Here is a 17735-nt window from a genome sequence, read left to right as displayed (position 1 = left end):
GAATGATTTTAAATAAATCCGATTACTTTTGAAAAAACTTAACATAGGTCAACAGCAGGAGATCGGCAGTTCATCTATATTTGTATCAAAATTTTAAAAAACCAGAAAATGAAATTAAAAATCAGCTCAATTTTTTTATTAGTGGCAGTAGTAGCATTGTCAGCTTTTAAAAACCCAACCAAACCGGTAACTTATACTGTAGATGCAGCAAAATCGACCATTACATGGATCGGTAAAAAAGTAACAGGTTCTCACAACGGAACTGTAGCTTTACAGTCAGGTACCTTAGCCGTTAACGGTAAAAGTGTAACTGGTGGTACCTTTGTAATCGATATGGCTTCAATCAAAGATGCTGATGGCAGCGCAAAATTAGAAGGTCACTTAAAAGCAGACGATTTCTTTGGTACAGCTAAATACCCTACTTCAACTTTCGTAATTACTAAAGTTGCTGGTTCAGGTGCTAACGTAACCGTATCAGGTAACTTAACCATCAAAGGTATCACTAAACCATTAAGCTTCCCTGCAACTGTAACTGTAAATGCTGATGGGACTGTTTCGGCTTTAGCAGGTAAAATTGTTGTAGACAGAACTAAATATGACATCAAATACGGTTCTAAATCATTCTTCGATAGCATTGGCGACAAAGCAATTGATGATAACTTCGAATTAGCTGTTAAATTGGTAGCTAAAAAATAATTTCCCAGTCTCGGAAAAAGGAAAGCCTCGACATTTGTCGGGGCTTTTTTTGTGTTATGCCTGTTGAAACAGGCAACAATGAATAATAGTGGAGTAAATTAAATTCATTGTGGTTCGGCTTCAGCCAACCACCACAATTTAAAGGGGATAATAATTGGGAAAAGCTTACCTTATTTTAAACCCACCTTCAACTTCATCAACAAACCCTGTTGCTGCGCTTTTTCCATGGTAGAATAAACATTCCCAGTTTTCTTCGGCGGCTCTTTTACCAAATGCTTTACGCAATTCCATCGCTTTACGGCCATCGAAATCATATTTAGCAATAAAGTTTTTAACCAGTTCTTCCGGCTCGGGCAATACATCACCGCCAAAAAATACCTTTTGTTTGCCTTCGGTTAATAGAAAAACCTGGTGGTTAGGGCAATGTGCGCCTGTAAATTCGTAAGCAATGGTTTCGTCAAGTGCGCCGTCGCCTTCAACAAATTTCAGTTGGGCATTGCGCTGCACAAAATCGAAAATATCGCTGTGGTAGGATGATGACGTGCTGCTAAATGCCGTTTCCCATTCGCCGCGGTTAATTACATATTCTGCATCCGGGAAGCTTAAATCCACCTTGCCGTTTTCCTGTTTGTGGATCATGCCGCCGGAGTGGTCGTAATGTAAGTGCGACATTAAAACCTTGGTTACATCCGTAGGGTCGAAACCTGCATTGCGGATGTTTTTATGTAAAATCAGTTCGCCATGGTCATCGCTAAAACCTAAACCCGTATCAAAAAGTACAAGGTCATTTTTCAGTTCAACCAAAAAAGGCTGAACATTGATAAATAATGAAGCCGGACGGTCTTTAAAACTATGTATAGCAGGGTCGAAAGGCACAAATTTCTTTGTTGCATCAACAGAATAGGTACCTTCGAATAGGGTGTGAACTTGCAAAATGTAAATCTTTAATGTTTATACAAAGGTAACAATCTAAACTTGAGTATTTGTTTTGGTAAAAGCTTGGATACTTCCTTTTTTTGTAAAATATCATGCTTAAATTTCAGGCATGAATTTTCGAATTTTAGTCCCGGTTTTATTTGTTTGTTTTTCGCTCCAGTTAAAGGCACAACAAAAGCCAAATGTAATCATTGTATTAGCCGATGATATGGGTTATGCAGATATTTCCTGTTACGGAAGTCCGCTGATTAAAACCCCTTTTTTAGATGGAATGGCCGCAAAAGGCATAAAAGCTACAAACTTTGTTACCACCTCGCCAACCTGTACGCCATCCAGAGCGTCGTTACTTACCGGCAGGTATTGCAGCAGGATGGATCTGCCTTCGCCAATTGGTCCGGGTGATAAACGGGGTATACCGGAAGATGAAATTACCATTGCGCAGATGCTTAAACAATCAGGTTATGCTACCGCTCTGGTTGGTAAATGGCATTTGGGCGATTATGGCGTTTCGTTGCCGAACAAAAAAGGTTTTGATGAATTTTATGGTCTTTTATATAGTCACGATTACAGGGCACCTTATGTGAAAACCGATACCACGATCAAGATTTTCAGGAATACCAAACCCGAGATTTATAAACCCCACGATAGCATTTTAACCAGTTCTTATACCCGCGAATCGATTAAATTTATTAAAAAAAGTGCTGCAGCTAAGAAACCGTTTTTCCTTTATCTGGCGCAGAATATGCCGCATTTGCCTGTAGCTTTTGCTGCTCAAAAAAGTAGAAGAACACCTTCGGCAGGCGGCGAACTGGGAGATGTGATCGAAGATATGGATGCAGGTTTGGCCGAAATCTGGAAACAGGTTGTTGCCTCCGGACAAGCCGATAATACCATTTTTATCTTCACAAGCGATAATGGCCCATGGATTAATGCGCCACAACGGATGTATGATGATGGTTTTACCAAATTTTACCATGTAGGTTCGGCAGGGATTTTTAGAGGCTCAAAAGGTATTTCTTACGAAGGCGGTCACCGGGTGCCATTTATTGTATACTGGAAAGGTCATACGCTTAATGATACACAGTTAACCAAACCCATTTCAAATCTGGATGTTTTTCCAACACTTGCCGATTGGACCAAAAGTAAACTACCGCAAAAAGTATACGACGGCGAATCTATTTCAGGTCTGCTCACTAACAAAACATATAACAAAACACACCGTCCCATTTATTATCACAACTATGTTTTGGAAGGGGTGAAAGATGGCGATTGGAAACTGCGGATTACCAAAAAAGACAATCAGGAAGTATCAGAACTTTATAATTTATCGTGGGATCCGGCAGAGCGTGTAAACTTAATTGATGATGCAAAATATGCAAACGAAAAGGCACATCTGATCAAACTTTATCAGCAATATCCCGGAAATTCGAAGTAAAATCTAAGCTTTTGTTTTAAAGGGACTTATTCCGTATACAAGCAAAGTTTGCCTCCGTTTTATCCAATTAAAATGTATATTTACTGTTCGGAGACAGAATAAATGGAAAAAAGATGGGTGCCGGCATCGGATTGTGATGATGACGCGATAACAAACATAGCAGAACAACTTAACATAGACCGCTCTTTGGCACAGATACTTGTGCAGCGGAATATTTGCGATTTCGATCAGGCGAAAAATTTTTTCAGACCGGATCTGGATCATCTTCACGATCCTTTTTTAATGAAGGATATGGATATTGCTATTGCCCGTATCGAAACCGCGTTGGCCACCCACGAAAAAATACTGATTTACGGCGATTACGATGTAGATGGCACAACTTCGGTAGCCCTTGCTTACAGTTTCTTTTCGCAGCTTACTAAAAACATCGAATATTACATTCCCGATCGCTATCTGGAAGGTTACGGCATTTCAACAGCTGGCATTGATTATGCAAATGAGAATGGATTTTCGCTCATTATCGCATTGGATTGCGGCATAAAATCGATTGATAAAATTGATTATGCCAATACTTTGGGGATTGATTTCATCATCTGTGACCACCATTTGCCGGGCGAGGAAATTCCTAAAGCCATTGCCGTTTTAGATCCCAAACGTACCGATTGCGCTTATCCTTTTAAAGAACTTGCCGGCTGCGGTATTGGTTTTAAACTGGCACAGGCTTATGCACAAAAACACGGTCTTGCCAAAGAAACTTACCTGCAGTATTTAGATCTGGTGATGGTGAGTATCGCTGCCGATATTGTCCCGGTAGTGGGCGAAAACAGGATTTTGGCTTATTATGGCTTAAAAAAATTAAATAGCAATCCATGCGAAGGTTTAAGGGCTTTGATGGAAGTTTCGGGCAAAACCGAAAATTATAGCATTACCGATGTGGTTTTTACCCTCGGTCCGCGGATTAATGCCGCTGGTAGGATAGACCACGCAAAACACGCTGTTGCCATGCTGCTTTGCCAGGTAGATAGCAATTCATTAGAACAAAGCGAACTCATCAACCTCAAAAATACTGAACGTAAAACCTACGATCAGGATATTACCCGCGAGGCTTTGGCCCTGATTGGCGAAAGTGAAGTCCTCATCAACAGGAAAACAACCGTAGTATTTAACGAGAGCTGGCATAAAGGGGTAATCGGCATTGTGGCTTCGCGGTTAACCGAAAAGTATTATCGCCCAACCATTGTGCTTACTAAATCTAACGGGCATGTGGCAGGCTCATGCCGCTCAGTAGTAGGATTCGATTTGTATGAGGCGTTAAGCGGTTGTGCGCATTTATTGGATCAATACGGCGGACATAAATTTGCAGCAGGTTTAACCATGCAGGAGCATAATATTGATGCTTTTGCCGATAAATTTGAAGAAATTGTAGCTGCAAGCATTACCGAAGAACTGCTTACCCCCATGATCAGGATCGATGCAGAAATAGAACTTGCGCAGATAGACGGTAAATTTTATAGGGTTTTATCACAAATGGGACCGTTCGGACCGGAAAATATGTCACCGGTTTTTGTTACACACAATGTGTACCTCGCGCAACATGCCATGGCAGTTGGTCAAAATCATTTAAAAATTAATATAAAACAACAAAATTCGCCTATTTTTGAAGGCATTGCGTTCGGATTGGCAGAATTTCAAAATCTTTTACAACCAAAGGTGCCATTTTCGATTTGTTATACATTAGAAGAAAACGTTTGGCGTGATAAAAAACGTTTGCAGTTAAATATTAAAGGAATAAAAGTTAATTAAATAAACTATTCAAACCTCGCAGGTTTTTAAAACCTGCGAGGTTTAGTATTAAGATATATGATACTAAGAGCCGAAAATCTGGTTAAAAAATATAAGCAACGTACTGTTGTAAACAATGTTTCTTTTAACGTAAGTCAGGGGGAAATTGTTGGGCTATTAGGTCCTAACGGTGCCGGTAAAACAACTTCTTTTTACATGATCGTAGGTTTGATCAAACCAAATGAAGGCCGCATTTTCCTGGAAGAAGAAGACATTACCGAAGATGCCATGTACCGCAGGGCGCAAAAAGGTATCGGTTATTTGGCTCAGGAGGCTTCTGTTTTTAGAAAGCTTACAGTAGAAGATAACATTCTGGCCATTCTGGAAATGAGTAATTTAAGTAAGGAAGAACAAAGAGATAAGCTCGAAGAGTTGATTAATGAGTTCAGTTTGCATAAAGTACGTAAAAACCGTGGCGATTTATTGTCGGGTGGCGAGCGTCGCCGTACCGAAATTGCCCGTGCGTTAGCTGCTAACCCTAACTTTATCCTCCTGGATGAGCCATTTGCAGGCGTAGATCCCATTGCCGTAGAGGAAATCCAGAGTATTGTAGCCAAGCTGAAGCATAAAAATATCGGCATTTTAATTACCGATCACAACGTTCAGGAAACACTTTCGATTACCGACAGGGCATACCTCCTTTTCGAAGGAAAAATCCTCGAGCAGGGTGTTCCCGAGGTACTGGCCGAGAACGAAATGGTGAGAAAAGTGTATTTAGGATCGAATTTCGTGCTGAAACGTAAGAAATTTGATGTTTAGGCAATAATCAACAAACAAAATTTAACCTTGGTGTGTTGCCTAATCGCAATATTAAACCAAAAGATATAAAATAATTTACTGTGTATAAAAATCTGCGTGTGTCCCCATTAAACCAAGTGGCAGGTGTAAAAGTCTGTAACAAAATGATACTCATTCATTTTAACATTTAACGATGGCATTTGTAAATTCAATTTTTACCTGGTTAATGAAAAAGCGGATCCACCAGATCGAGCTTTTCATGAAATATCCCTACGATGTTCAGGAAGAGTGGTTCCATACACTGATTGATAGTGCCGAAAATACAGAATGGGGCAAAAAATATGATTACAAATCGATTTTAACCCCGCAACAATACCAGGAACGCGTTCCCATCCAAAATTACGATACCTTAAAGCCATATATCGAGCGTATGCTCAATGGCGAACAGAATATTCTTTGGCCATCCGATATCAAATGGTTTGCAAAATCATCAGGTACTACGAGCGATAGGAGTAAATTTATCCCGGTCTCGCAGGAATCGTTGGAAGAATGCCATTTTAAAGGCGGTAAGGATATGCTTTCCATTTATTGCAACAACCAGCCCGATAACCAGATGTTTACCGGCAAAGGTTTGGTTTTGGGTGGAAGTCATCAGGTTAACCAGTTAAACGAAGATTGTTTTTATGGCGATTTATCGGCTGTACTGATCAAAAACCTGCCTATATGGGCCGAATATTACCGCACGCCCGATATGTCTATCGCTTTGATGGATAACTACGAGATCAAGATGGATCGAATGGCCGAAGCCACCATTAATGAAAACGTAACCAGTATTTCGGGGGTTCCCACCTGGACCATTGTACTGGCAAAAAAGGTGCTCGAACTTACCGGAAAACAGAATTTACTCGAAGTTTGGCCAAATCTGGAACTTTATATCCATGGCGCGGTAAACTTTGCACCCTATAGAGAGCAGTTTAAACAGCTCATCCCTTCCGGCGAAATGTATTACCTCGAAACGTATAATGCATCCGAAGGTTTTTTTGGCATCCAGGATCAGGACAACTCGGAAGAAATGTTATTGATGCTCGATTATGGGATTTTCTACGAATTTGTTCCCATGGAAAACATCGATGAAGAAAACCCAAAAGCCTTATTGCTGGGCGAAGTAGAATTACATAAAAACTATGCGATTGTAATTTCTACAAATGGTGGTTTGTGGCGCTACATGATTGGCGATACCATCCAGTTTACCTCACTTTCTCCTTATCGCATTAAAATTACCGGACGTACCAAACATTTTATCAATGCCTTTGGCGAAGAAGTAATCATCGATAATGCAGAACAAGCCCTAACAAAAGCCTGCCAGGAAACTGGTGCCGAAATAAAAGATTATACCGCCGGACCAATCTATTTTAAAGATGAAAAAGCAGGCGGACATGAATGGATTATCGAATTTGATAAACAGCCCAACGATTTTGAGAAGTTTGTCGATATTATGGATAATACACTGCGTGAGGTAAACTCCGATTATGATGCCAAACGTTTTAAAGATATGGCACTGGCACGGCCAAAAGTGCATAATGCACCCGCAAATACTTTTTATAACTGGCTAAAGGCAAAAAATAAACTTGGCGGACAGCATAAGGTACCTCGTTTGGCCAACGAACGTAAGTATGTTGATGATATTTTGGATATGATGAAATCAGCTTAAAATATTATTGATTATATTTGTTTAGGTCACAATGAAAAATATGGAAGCTACAGGTAAATTAACCAATGTTCAGCTTGAGCTAATAAAATTATTTCAGTATAATTTGCCTGATGCTCAATTGAATGATATTAAAGAAATTCTGGCAAAGTACTTTGCAAATTTAGCATCTGATGAAATGGATAAACTTTGGGAAGAAAACAATTGGGATGAAAATACAATTGAAACCTGGAAAAATGAGCACCTCAGAAAAAAATAATATAAATGAGAGTTGTACTGGATACCAACGTGCTTCTTGTTTCAATTCCTAAAAAATCAAAGTATAGATCCATCTTTGATGCGTTAATAAAATGGACAGTTTAATGCCATAATTAGTAATGAAATTCTTTCAGAGTACATTGAAATTATTGAGCAAAAAACTACTTTTCTTATTGCGGCCAGTATAGCCGAATCTCTATTAAATCTCCGTAGCGTAGTAAAAGTTGATGTTTATTTTGAATGGAAGTTAATATCCTCAGATGTTGATGATAATAAATTTGTTGATGCTTATATCGCTGGAAATGCAGATTACATGATAACAAATGATAATCATTTCAGAGTGCTCAAGCAAATAGAATTTCCAAAAGTTAACATCTTATCAATCGATGAGTTTTTATCACTAATTGAAGATTAACTCTACTCAACAATGAAAAACATCCTATTTCTTCTTTTAACGCTGGTATTTTCTGCATATCAATCAAAAGCTCAGGTAAAAGAGAGTTACAAAGCACAGATTGCCTATAAAATTGTAGAAACATCGCCAAGGTGTAAGCAGTTAACCAAAGGGCTTTATGAGCGGATTGTGAAAAATGGAGGAACCTCTTACGGCATTATGCTCGAGAGCAGTCCCAATCCTAAAACCGATCCTTCAAACGGCTATTCTAAAACCTATGATTTTAACCTGCACGAAAGTTATGCTGATAGAATGCCTGTTATTGCCCGCTTTGTTTTCGATCCAAAGAAACAGCAGCTTTACGAAGATGATGTGGTAAATGCGCAATTGGTTGTCATACCTTTTGATAAAAAATTACTCTTGCTTTTCAACAAAAAATAAATGAAAAGCATCAGCTATAAACAGGTGGCCTGGCTATTGTTTTTTGCCTATTTTTTTATGCTGATGGTGCAGATTACTTTACGCTACATCCCTTTTAGCAGCGAGGTGTCTTTTCTGCAGATCAAACAGACCGAAGTATCCGGAATTAAAGCTTATCTGCCCATATTTTACGTGCATGTATACAGTGCGATATTTGTATTGCTAGCCGGTTTTACACAATTTAGTCACAAAATTTTAGCTCAATCTCCCAAAATACACCGGTGCTTGGGCTATCTGTATGTTGGCTTCGTGCTTTTGCTGGCATCACCTTCAGGCATTTTTATCGGCTGGTTTGCAAACGGTGGTTTAGTAGCCAAAACTTCATTTATTATTTTGGGTGTTTTATGGTTTTGGTTTACCTTAAAAGCGCTGCTGTTGATCTTAAAAGGAAAAATACTTGCCCATAAAAAGTTTATGTACCGCAGTTTTGCTTTGGCAGCTTCGGCCATCACTTTAAGGCTGTGGAAAGTTATTTTAGTATATTTATTCCACCCGGCACCAATGGATGTATACCAGATTATTGCCTGGTTGGGCTGGATACCCAATTTATTGATCGCCGAATGGCTGATTAAAAAGAAAATTGTTTGACCTATAAAAACAGATACCTAAAATGAAAAAAATCTTATTACTCGCTCTGATCCCTTTTTTGATGCTATCATGCAGAGATACCAAAAAAACCGATAATGCAAAAAACACCGCTGTGGCCCAAACCGAAATACACAAAGAACTTTATGGCTTTTGGGTTGGCGATTTTTATACAGCAGAACAGTTGGAATACGATGGGGATATGCAGGATGCTTTTGAAAAACTGAATATTAATATCAAAAAAATCACCAAGGATACTGTAATTGCGCAAAGCGTAGTTTCTGGTAACAGCAGGCCGTTATTAGGTAAATTATCAGAAGATGGAGGTAAAATTACCTTTGTTTTAGACGAGCCCGGAACTGATAAATATGACGGAAAATTTGAAATCTCCCTTGTTGGCGATACGCTGATCGGTAAATGGAACGCCTATAAAAAAGGACTTAAATGGCCTGAAAAGGAATTTAAATTACTTAAAAAAACATTCGAATATAATGCCAGCCTGATGTTGCCAACAGAAGCGAGTTATGTAGACTGGAGCGATCATAAAATGATAAAAAATTTAGATACGCTGGAAGATGGAACGGTAGATACTTTAGGGGTTAATCCTTTTTTCAGAAGTGCATCCGATCAGATTTTTAAATTAAATGCTTCTACCACCGCACTTAAAGAAGAAGATGTAAAGAATTTAAGAAAACTCGACCTGCAGATTATAAAAAATACAATTTTCGCCCGACACGGCTATGCGTTTAAAAAGCAGACTTTCAGAAATTTTTTCGATCCTGTAGAATGGTATGTTCCTGTTAAAAACAACGTGGATCATGATTTAACGGCAATTGAAAATAAAAATATTAAGTTATTAGATCGTTTTACAAAATACGCGGAAGACAACTATGATGCTTTTGGCCGTTAATTTGTAAAGCATTAACCATGAAATTGAACAGGGAAAAAATATTGGGTTTCTTTAAAAAATCGCAGAGCAAAGCTTCGGTAATCCTGAGCGATAAAACCAAAGCCGGTAATACGATAAAAGATGCTTTAGGGAAAGCAGTAACCAACAAAGGTGATCTGGAGGGCGTTTGGTCGAAACTGGTATTGCTTTTTGCTGTATCCAAGGATTATGTGAATGGCGATTATACCGAAATCCCTAAAAGATCGATCATTGCCATTTTGGGCGGTTTGATCTATTTCTTATCACCTGTTGATGTAATTCCTGATTTTGTACCTGTTTTGGGATTTATTGATGATATTTATATTTTAAACCTGGTGTACAGGCAAGTGCTTAAAGATCTTGAAAAATATAAGGTGTGGAAAGATGCCCAGGTAAAATTTATAGGCGATATTGATGGCTCAACAGCAACATAGTTTTTTTGATTGGGTAGAGCGGCACCTCTTAACATGTCCGTTTAAAGCTAATTTTGGATTTGATTGCCCGGGTTGTGGTTTGCAGCGTTCTGTTTTGGCGCTCTTTAAAGGAGATTTGATCGGTTCATTTAAACTTTATCCAGCTACAATACCTTTGGTTTTTGTGGTGCTTTTTACCATTATTCACTTAAAAGTTGATTTTAAATTTGGTGCACAGTTAATAAAAATCACTTATGCAGGTGTTGCAGTAATTATCTTAATCAGTTACATTTACAAAATATACAATCATCAATTGATCTAAATAAAGCCATGTCAGAAGAACAGGAAAACCCTCAGGAAAATAAACCCATCGATCTTTCAAAGAATCAGAATCCGGAACCAGCACCCTTTCAGCCACTTGATCAGGGGACTGCAACACCTCCGCCATTTCAGCAACCACCACCTTTTCAACAACCGCCATTTGGCCAGTTTGGTGGAGGAGGTTTTGGTCAGCAAAGCTTACCAAACTCAACTGTAGTGCTTGTATTAGGCATTCTTTCTATTGCATTTTGCTGCTGCTATGGTATTTTAGGCTTAATCCCTGCAATTATTGCTTTGGTTTTAAGTAAAAAAGACAGAAATCTATATGCCACTAATCCCGCACTTTATACTTTAAGTTCATATAAAAACCTAAATGCAGGCAGAATATGTGCCATTATAGGTTTAATCTTAAATATTTTATCCCTGCTTTATTATGTTTTTATCATTATAATGTTCGGTATGGGCATGTTAAGTGATCCAAATAAAATGCAGGAAATTTTAAAAGGTCTTCAGTAAAACATCATTTTAATTTTACCTTAAAAATATAAATCGGGTGGTGCATGCCATCCGATTTTCTTATTTTTGTAACGTTCAAAATTGTAAATAAAAAATTAAAATAATGTATCCAGAATATTTAGTAGAGCCAATGCGTAAAGAATTAACCAACGTTGGTTTCCAGGAATTAAAAAACGCAGCAGATGTTGATCAGGCCATTAAAGGCGAAGGTACGGTGTTGGTAGTAGTAAACTCAGTTTGCGGTTGCGCGGCAGCAAATGCACGTCCGGCGGCAAGAGCAGCAGCAGCACACGAAAAACACCCTGATAAATTGGTTACGGTTTTTGCAGGTATGGAAAAAGAAGCGGTAGACCAGGCCAGAAATTACATGATGCCTTTTCCTCCGTCATCACCAGCAATGGCTTTGTTTAAAGATGGTAAATTGGTACACATGATCGAGCGTCACCAGATCGAAGGTCGTCCGGCACAAATGATCGCCGATAACCTGATTGGTGCTTTTGAGCAATATTGCTAGAAAATGATTACACAGATTGAAGGATTACACTGATGAGTAATTCTTAAGAAATATAGAGATGGCGAATGGAAACATTCGCCATTTTTTGTTTATGAGATTCCGTTTTCTCGAGGAATAATTTATTGGATAAATCAAAAAAATACCGTCATTTCGAGCGGAGTGTAACGCAGTCGAGAACCACGTAAGTGCTCAGCGGAGCTAAATCTAACTCGAGATAGATCTCTCCGTTTCTCTACGCTTCAGTCGAGATGACGACATTTGGTTAGATCTGTTAATCTGTGTCTACTAAAAGTCCTTATTCAACAACTTCTCCAATTCCCCAAAAGAAACATTCATCCTTACCCGGCCCTGTTTTGCGTAGGAGATTTCCCCGGTTTCTTCAGAAATAATTACTGCAACAGCATCAGTAGTTTCCGAAACACCAATGCCGGCTCGGTGTCTTAAGCCAAACTGCGAGGGCAATTGATCGTTATCGGTTAAGGGCAAGATGCAACTGGCACTTTTAATTTTATTTTCTGAAATCACTACGGCACCATCATGCAGCGGACTGTTTTTCTGGAAGATACTTTCCAACAAACGTTTTGATATTTTGGCATCTACAATCTCGCAACTATTGGCGAAAAACTGTTCATCGTAAAACTTAACAAATACCATTAATGCCCCGGTACGGGTTTTTTTCATGCTTTTACAGGCATCAATAATGGGTTTTATGCGGGTTAAATTGTTTCTTTCTATCTCTTTCCGACCAAATAAATAACCCCACCAGGCTTTATTTTTCTGCAAAAAGGCATTTTTTCCGATTAATAAGAGGAATCGCCTGATTTCAGGATGGAAAATTACGATCAGTGCAATAATCCCCACACTCATAAATTTCTCAATGATGGTGGTGAGTAAATCCATGTGCAAACTTTTCACTATCCAGTAAAAAACTGTGATAATAAACATCCCGACAAGAAGATTTACGGCTAAAGTATTACGTATTAATGTATAAACGTAGTAAATTAACAGGGCCACTAAAATAATATCAATGATATCTGTTGGCGATACTTTAAGAAAATCAAAATCAAAACCTTTCATCAGTGGCAAGATAGTAAAACGGTTGTCAGTTTACAATATGGGTTGATCGTTTAAAGTGGCAAATGGGGGTAATTCTTTAAACTGGTTTAAATTACTATGAAGGGGAAAAGCGCCTGGCGCTAAGCGCTTAGCGCAACATCCCCACCAACCGCACACACTCCACAGCTTCCTTCACATCATGTACCCTTAAAATACCTGCACCTTTTTGCAGTGCAATCGTATTCAGTACTGTAGTTCCGTTAAGGGCTTCTGCTGCTGAAGTGCCGAGTGTTTTATAGATCATGCCTTTACGCGAGAAACCGACCAGAATCGGGAGTTTAAAAATTTTAAAAGCTTCCATCTGTTTCAGCAATTCGTAATTGTGTTGGGTTGCTTTTCCAAAACCAAAACCCGGATCGATAATTACATCGTGAACATGCAATGCTTTTAATGCCGCAATTTTTTTTGCCAGGTAATCGATCACTTCAAGCAGCACATTGTTATAAACTGGATTTTGCTGCATATTTTGTGGCGTGCCCTGCATGTGCATTATCATATAGGGAACTTGTAACCTGGCAACAGTTTCGAACATTTTATCATCCATATCACCACTGGCAATATCGTTAATGATGTGCGCACCTGCCCGAATAGTTTCTTCCGCTACTTTTGCCCTAAACGTATCAATAGAAATAATTGCTTCCGGAAATTCTTTTGCTAATACTTCAACAACTGGAATTAAACGGTCTGTTTCTTCATCAGCTGAAATATCTTTGGCACCCGGGCGTGATGAGTATCCCCCGATATCGATAAAAGTAGCGCCCTCATTTAAAAACCGGGCAGCTTTAGTTAATGCTTCATCTATTGTTTTTGTGCGGCTGTTGCTGTAAAAAGAATCGGGGGTAATGTTTAAAATCCCCATTACTTTTGGCGTACTTAAATCGATAAGTTTACCGTTGACGTTTAAGCTTTGTTTGGGCTCAAAAAAGTTTTTTTCTGCCATAATAAACCCTTTCGGGATTTGGGTTTCGCTTTAAAAATGTATCTTTAGCTTTTGTTTTTTCACAACAAAAATACACTAAAAACTAAATAATTATTGGCTTTGGCACAAACAAATACCTCTACAGAATTTGATGAAGTGATTGCGGTTTGCAGATCATTATTTTTAAAAAAAACTAAAGATTACGGCACTGCATGGCGGATTTTAAGACCAAGTTCGATCACCGATCAGATTTTTATCAAAGCACAGCGCATCCGGACTTTGGAAGAAAAAAAAGTAAGCAAAGTGGGAGAGGGTGTGGTATCTGAATATATTGGTATTGTAAATTATTGTGTAATTGCTATGATGCAGTTAGAACTGACGGAAAACGATCCGAACGAAATACCTTATGCTGAAGTTGAAAAACTGTTTGAGGGAAAAGTAACAGAGACCAAAGATTTGATGTTTGCCAAAAACCATGATTATGGAGAAGCCTGGCGCGATATGCGCATTAGTTCTTTAACCGATCTGATTTTGATGAAGATTTTCAGGGTTAAACAGATTGAAGATAATGAAGGGCAAACCCTGGCTTCAGAAGGTGTAAAAGCGAACTATCAGGATATGCTGAATTATTCGGTTTTTGCATTGATTAAGTTAGGTGTGAAATAATTATCCAGAGGCCTTTAAATATTGTAAACCACAGAAAAATATATACCGATGCAAAACGTACTTTTAAGATTTTCCCGATTTTTTGTTGGTGCTTTATTCATATTTTCAGGGTTGATCAAAGCGAACGATCCACTTGGTTTTGGCTATAAGCTACAGGAATATTTTGAGGTTTTTCACATGAATTTCCTTAGCGGAATGGCCACAGGCATTGCCATTTTACTCTGTACTTTAGAAATTGTGCTTGGCGCATTATTGTTACTGGGTTTCTGGAGCAAAAAAGTTGCCTGGGGTTTGTTGCTGCTGATCATCTTTTTTACCCTGTTAACCTTTATCTCTGCCGCATTTAAAGTGGTTACCAGCTGCGGTTGTTTTGGTGATGCTATTCCGCTTACGCCTTGGCAATCGTTTAGTAAAGACCTGATCCTATTGGTACTGATTATTGTGATTTTCTTAAAAAAAGATCTGATACAACCTTTATTTAAAAAAGAAGCCACGCAAAGAAATATTGCCATTGCAGTAACCGTTCTTTCGTTGGGTTTTGGCCTTTATACTTATAATGTACTTCCGATCCTTGATTTTCTGCCTTATAAAGTTGGTGCGCACATTCCGTCGCTAATGGTAATCCCTCCGGGAGAAAAACCGGATGAATTTGAGATCATGTACCACCTCAAAAATAAGAAAACCAAAGAAGAGAAGGATATGAGTGATAAGGATTACCTTAAAACGGAAATCTGGAAGGATAGTAATTGGGAAATTATTGGCGAACCCACTAAAAAACTGGTAAAAAAGGGATTCGAACCTAAAATAAAAGATTTAAATATTACTGATGCTTCCGGCACCGACTATACAAAAGAACTGATCGAAAATCCATACTATAATTTAATTTTTGTGGCTTACGATCTGCATGCAACAAACGAAGCCGCCATTGGCAAATTAAATGCCCTGGCCATAAATGCTACACAGCAATTTAACATCCGTACCGTATTGCTTACTTCCAATTCGGCACAGGATGCTCAGGCTTTTATTAAAAAGAACAATCTGTTCTCTGAAGTTTTTTATGCTGATGCCGTACCCTTAAAAAGTATGGTGAGGGCAAACCCGGGTGTATTGTTAATGAAAAACGGTGTAGTGATCAATAAATGGCATTTCCACAATGTGCCTACTTTTGATCAGTTGAGCAGAAAATATTTCGATAAATAACATGATTGCCTACGCACTTAAAAAACTAATGTACGGACTGCTGGTAATGGGTGGTGTGGTAATGGTTGTTTTTGTGCTGTTTAATATTTTACCGGGTGATCCGGCACGGATGACAATGGGGCAGCGTGCAGATGTCCAGTCGCTTGAAGCCGTTCGTAAAGAATTTGGTTTAGATCGTTCCAAACCTGTTCAGTTTATTTTATACCTCAACGATTTATCACCGGTTAGTGTGCTGGATAACGATAGTATTAGTCGGCAGAAATACCATTATGCAAAGCTCATTACATTTGATAAAAAGGTACTGGCCTTAAAATGGCCTTACCTGCGTAGTTCGTATCAAACCAAACGCGATGTAACAGCCATTCTTTCCGAAACGGTGCCGAATACTTTTATCCTTGCGCTAACTGCAATGATTTTCGCAACCCTAATCGGTGTTTTTTTAGGCGTTGTATCGGCAGTATATAAAGATTCATGGATTGATAAATCGGCCAATGCCTTTGCCATTTTGGGTATATCTGCTCCATCATTTTTCGCGGGAATCATCATTGCCTGGCTTTTTGGCTTTGTGCTGAGCAGTTATACAGGTTTAAAAATGAGTGGCAGCTTGTATTCTTACGATCCCTTTAACGGCGAAATATTAACTTTAAGAAATTTATGGTTGCCGATGATTACGCTGGGGTTAAGGCCGCTGGCCATTATTGTACAGCTTACCCGGAGCGCCATGCTGGATGTATTGGCGCAGGATTACATCAGAACAGCAAGAGCTAAAGGATTAAGCCGGAATGCAATTATTTATAAACATGCCTTAAAAAATGCGATGAATCCGGTAATTACGGCCATTTCAGGATGGTTTGCTTCTTTATTGGCTGGTTCTTTTTTTGTGGAATACATTTTTGGTTATAACGGACTGGGCAGAACAACGGTAACTGCATTGGAAATGTCAGATTTTCCGGTAGTGATGGGATCTATTCTTTTCATCGCTTTCGTATTTGTGGTGATCAATATTCTGGTTGATATTTTATATGCTTATGTCGATCCAAGGGTTAAATTAAGTTAAGAAATGCAGGAAGAAGAAATCATCAGTTATACCGAGCTTGCGGATAGCCGGATTATCGAAATATTTAAAGAGGCGACTATAAAACTGCCTGAAGCAGAAAGATTGTTCAGTCATGTGCTTAATGCGCAACATATCTGGGCACAACGCATTTCGGGGTTACAGCCGCTTTATGGTGTTTGGGATATCCACCCAAAAGAGAATTTTGAAAGCCTTTCTGCTGATAATTTTAAACTGATTAGGGCAGTGTTGAACGAAAGTGCTCTGGACAAAATAATTTCGTATAGTAATTCGAGAGGTGATCAATATAAAAACCGTATAGATGAAATTTTATTTCATTTATTTAATCATTCTACCTATCATCGCGGACAGGTTGTAACTTTGTTGAAAAAGGCAGGTTTTACGCCACCTGTAACCGACTATATTATGTTAAAACGCGACCACTTATTATAGGTCGGCTATAAGAAACACAGATGAAAATTTTCCTTATCGGATATATGGGCTGCGGTAAAAGCACCAAGGCGAAACAACTGGCGCATCGTTTAGATTGTCCCGTAATTGACCTGGATGCCGAAATTGTTGCAAAAACAGGTAAAACCATAGCAGAATACTTTGCCGAATTTGGAGAAAGCGGTTTCCGTGATTACGAAAGCGAAATGCTTAAAACATACGATTATCCCGAAACTTGTGTGGTGGCTACCGGTGGTGGATTACCCTGTTTTTTCGATAATATGGAATGGATGAACGCACATGGCGAAACCGTATACCTGCAAATGGAACCCGCAGCTTTGGTGTCGCGTTTACATAATCGCCAAAAACGTCCCTTGATTAAAGATCTGGATGATGAACAACTTTTGGTCTTTATAAAAGAAAAACTTCAGGAACGTGATCCTTTTTACACCCAGGCAAAAATAATTGTAGATGCATTTGATCTGGATGGAGAGAAGCTGGAAGAAGCGATTAAGGGGGTTATTTAGTCCACAGTCTTTAGTCCACAGTCCTTAGTCGACTTATTT

At 38.8% G+C, this 17735-nt stretch carries 21 protein-coding genes and 1 pseudogene; 19 read left to right on the top strand and 3 right to left on the bottom strand.

The genetic code is table 11. From position 1 onward, the window contains the following. Positions 1 to 108: 108 nt before the first annotated feature. Positions 109 to 696: a YceI family protein gene (locus DRW42_RS18205; RefSeq protein ID WP_113950255.1), complete on the top strand. Its 588-nt coding sequence runs from the start codon at positions 109 to 111 to the stop codon at positions 694 to 696. A 165-nt stretch (positions 697 to 861) separates the two neighbouring features. Here DRW42_RS18205 and DRW42_RS18200 read toward each other — a convergent pair whose 3' ends face one another. Next, on the bottom strand, positions 862 to 1629 hold the full coding sequence (locus DRW42_RS18200) for an MBL fold metallo-hydrolase (RefSeq protein WP_208643588.1): 768 nt from the start codon (positions 1627 to 1629) through the stop codon (positions 862 to 864). 112 nt (positions 1630 to 1741) lie between these two features. Here DRW42_RS18200 and DRW42_RS18195 point away from each other — a divergent pair, with 112 nt between their 5' ends. The 13 genes and pseudogenes from DRW42_RS18195 (at position 1742) to DRW42_RS18135 (ending at position 11764) form a co-directional block, all read left to right on the top strand. Then, a complete protein-coding gene (locus DRW42_RS18195) occupies positions 1742 to 3067 on the top strand; it encodes a sulfatase-like hydrolase/transferase (protein WP_113950253.1) in 1326 nt (441 codons plus the stop codon). A 102-nt stretch (positions 3068 to 3169) separates the two neighbouring features. Continuing rightward, positions 3170 to 4870: a single-stranded-DNA-specific exonuclease RecJ gene (gene recJ / locus DRW42_RS18190; protein ID WP_113950252.1), complete on the top strand. Its 1701-nt coding sequence runs from the start codon at positions 3170 to 3172 to the stop codon at positions 4868 to 4870. Between the two features lie 57 nt (positions 4871 to 4927). Next, positions 4928 to 5668: an LPS export ABC transporter ATP-binding protein gene (lptB, locus tag DRW42_RS18185; RefSeq protein WP_113950251.1), complete on the top strand. Its 741-nt coding sequence runs from the start codon at positions 4928 to 4930 to the stop codon at positions 5666 to 5668. Between the two features lie 172 nt (positions 5669 to 5840). Further along, a complete protein-coding gene (locus DRW42_RS18180; protein ID WP_113950250.1) occupies positions 5841 to 7358 on the top strand; it encodes a GH3 auxin-responsive promoter family protein in 1518 nt (505 codons plus the stop codon). Positions 7359 to 7389: 31 nt separating this feature from the next. Further along, the gene (locus tag DRW42_RS18175; RefSeq protein WP_208643587.1) at positions 7390 to 7614 is read left to right on the top strand and encodes a hypothetical protein; all 225 of its coding nucleotides are present in this window, start codon (positions 7390 to 7392) and stop codon (positions 7612 to 7614) included. 102 nt (positions 7615 to 7716) lie between these two features. Next, positions 7717 to 8028, top strand: a pseudogene (locus DRW42_RS29520) (putative toxin-antitoxin system toxin component, PIN family); the annotation flags it as partial. A 12-nt stretch (positions 8029 to 8040) separates the two neighbouring features. Continuing rightward, positions 8041 to 8448: a hypothetical protein gene (locus DRW42_RS18165; protein WP_113950249.1), complete on the top strand. Its 408-nt coding sequence runs from the start codon at positions 8041 to 8043 to the stop codon at positions 8446 to 8448. Next, complete coding sequence (locus DRW42_RS18160) at positions 8449 to 9075, top strand: DUF2306 domain-containing protein (RefSeq protein ID WP_244215312.1); 627 nt, start codon at positions 8449 to 8451, stop codon at positions 9073 to 9075. A gap of 22 nt (positions 9076 to 9097) precedes the next feature. Further along, complete coding sequence (locus DRW42_RS18155) at positions 9098 to 9982, top strand: YARHG domain-containing protein (protein WP_113950248.1); 885 nt, start codon at positions 9098 to 9100, stop codon at positions 9980 to 9982. A 17-nt stretch (positions 9983 to 9999) separates the two neighbouring features. Then, positions 10000 to 10434: a YkvA family protein gene (locus DRW42_RS18150; RefSeq protein ID WP_113950247.1), complete on the top strand. Its 435-nt coding sequence runs from the start codon at positions 10000 to 10002 to the stop codon at positions 10432 to 10434. Beyond that, on the top strand, positions 10415 to 10735 hold the full coding sequence (locus DRW42_RS18145) for a DUF2752 domain-containing protein (RefSeq protein ID WP_113950246.1): 321 nt from the start codon (positions 10415 to 10417) through the stop codon (positions 10733 to 10735). The genes DRW42_RS18150 and DRW42_RS18145 overlap by 20 nt, the downstream gene beginning before the upstream one ends. 8 nt (positions 10736 to 10743) lie before the next feature. Then, positions 10744 to 11250, top strand: coding sequence for a CCC motif membrane protein (locus DRW42_RS29100; protein WP_208643586.1), 507 nt, complete (start codon positions 10744 to 10746; stop codon positions 11248 to 11250). A 103-nt stretch (positions 11251 to 11353) separates the two neighbouring features. Next, a complete protein-coding gene (locus tag DRW42_RS18135; RefSeq protein ID WP_025145566.1) occupies positions 11354 to 11764 on the top strand; it encodes a BrxA/BrxB family bacilliredoxin in 411 nt (136 codons plus the stop codon). A 285-nt stretch (positions 11765 to 12049) separates the two neighbouring features. On the opposite strand, the gene cdaA is transcribed toward DRW42_RS18135, so the two are convergent. Together cdaA and folP are read right to left on the bottom strand one after the other, a co-directional pair. Next, the gene (gene cdaA, locus DRW42_RS18130; RefSeq protein ID WP_113950245.1) at positions 12050 to 12841 is read right to left on the bottom strand and encodes a diadenylate cyclase CdaA; all 792 of its coding nucleotides are present in this window, start codon (positions 12839 to 12841) and stop codon (positions 12050 to 12052) included. Positions 12842 to 12968: 127 nt separating this feature from the next. After that, complete coding sequence (gene folP / locus DRW42_RS18125) at positions 12969 to 13820, bottom strand: dihydropteroate synthase (protein ID WP_113950244.1); 852 nt, start codon at positions 13818 to 13820, stop codon at positions 12969 to 12971. Between the two features lie 99 nt (positions 13821 to 13919). Here folP and DRW42_RS18120 point away from each other — a divergent pair, with 99 nt between their 5' ends. From DRW42_RS18120 to DRW42_RS18100, 5 genes are read left to right on the top strand one after another with little or no spacing between them, the layout of a single operon-like run. Beyond that, positions 13920 to 14465, top strand: a complete 546-nt coding sequence (locus DRW42_RS18120) for a DUF1599 domain-containing protein (protein WP_113950340.1) — start codon at positions 13920 to 13922, stop codon at positions 14463 to 14465. A 48-nt stretch (positions 14466 to 14513) separates the two neighbouring features. Continuing rightward, on the top strand, positions 14514 to 15665 hold the full coding sequence (locus DRW42_RS18115) for a BT_3928 family protein (protein WP_113950243.1): 1152 nt from the start codon (positions 14514 to 14516) through the stop codon (positions 15663 to 15665). Position 15666: 1 nt separating this feature from the next. Beyond that, positions 15667 to 16722 (top strand): ABC transporter permease, encoded by a 1056-nt coding sequence (locus DRW42_RS18110; protein WP_113950242.1) that lies wholly within the window; start codon positions 15667 to 15669, stop codon positions 16720 to 16722. 3 nt (positions 16723 to 16725) lie between these two features. Beyond that, positions 16726 to 17172: a DinB family protein gene (locus tag DRW42_RS18105; protein WP_113950241.1), complete on the top strand. Its 447-nt coding sequence runs from the start codon at positions 16726 to 16728 to the stop codon at positions 17170 to 17172. 20 nt (positions 17173 to 17192) lie between these two features. Further along, on the top strand, positions 17193 to 17696 hold the full coding sequence (locus DRW42_RS18100) for a shikimate kinase (RefSeq protein WP_113950240.1): 504 nt from the start codon (positions 17193 to 17195) through the stop codon (positions 17694 to 17696). Positions 17697 to 17735 lie beyond the last annotated feature (39 nt).

The sequence above is a fragment of the Pedobacter miscanthi genome (genome assembly GCF_003315595.1).
Classification (GTDB): Bacteria; Bacteroidota; Bacteroidia; order Sphingobacteriales; family Sphingobacteriaceae; genus Pedobacter; species Pedobacter miscanthi.
The sequence above is the reverse complement of the archived record's forward strand: the minus strand, read 5'-3'. Positions and strand labels throughout refer to the sequence as shown.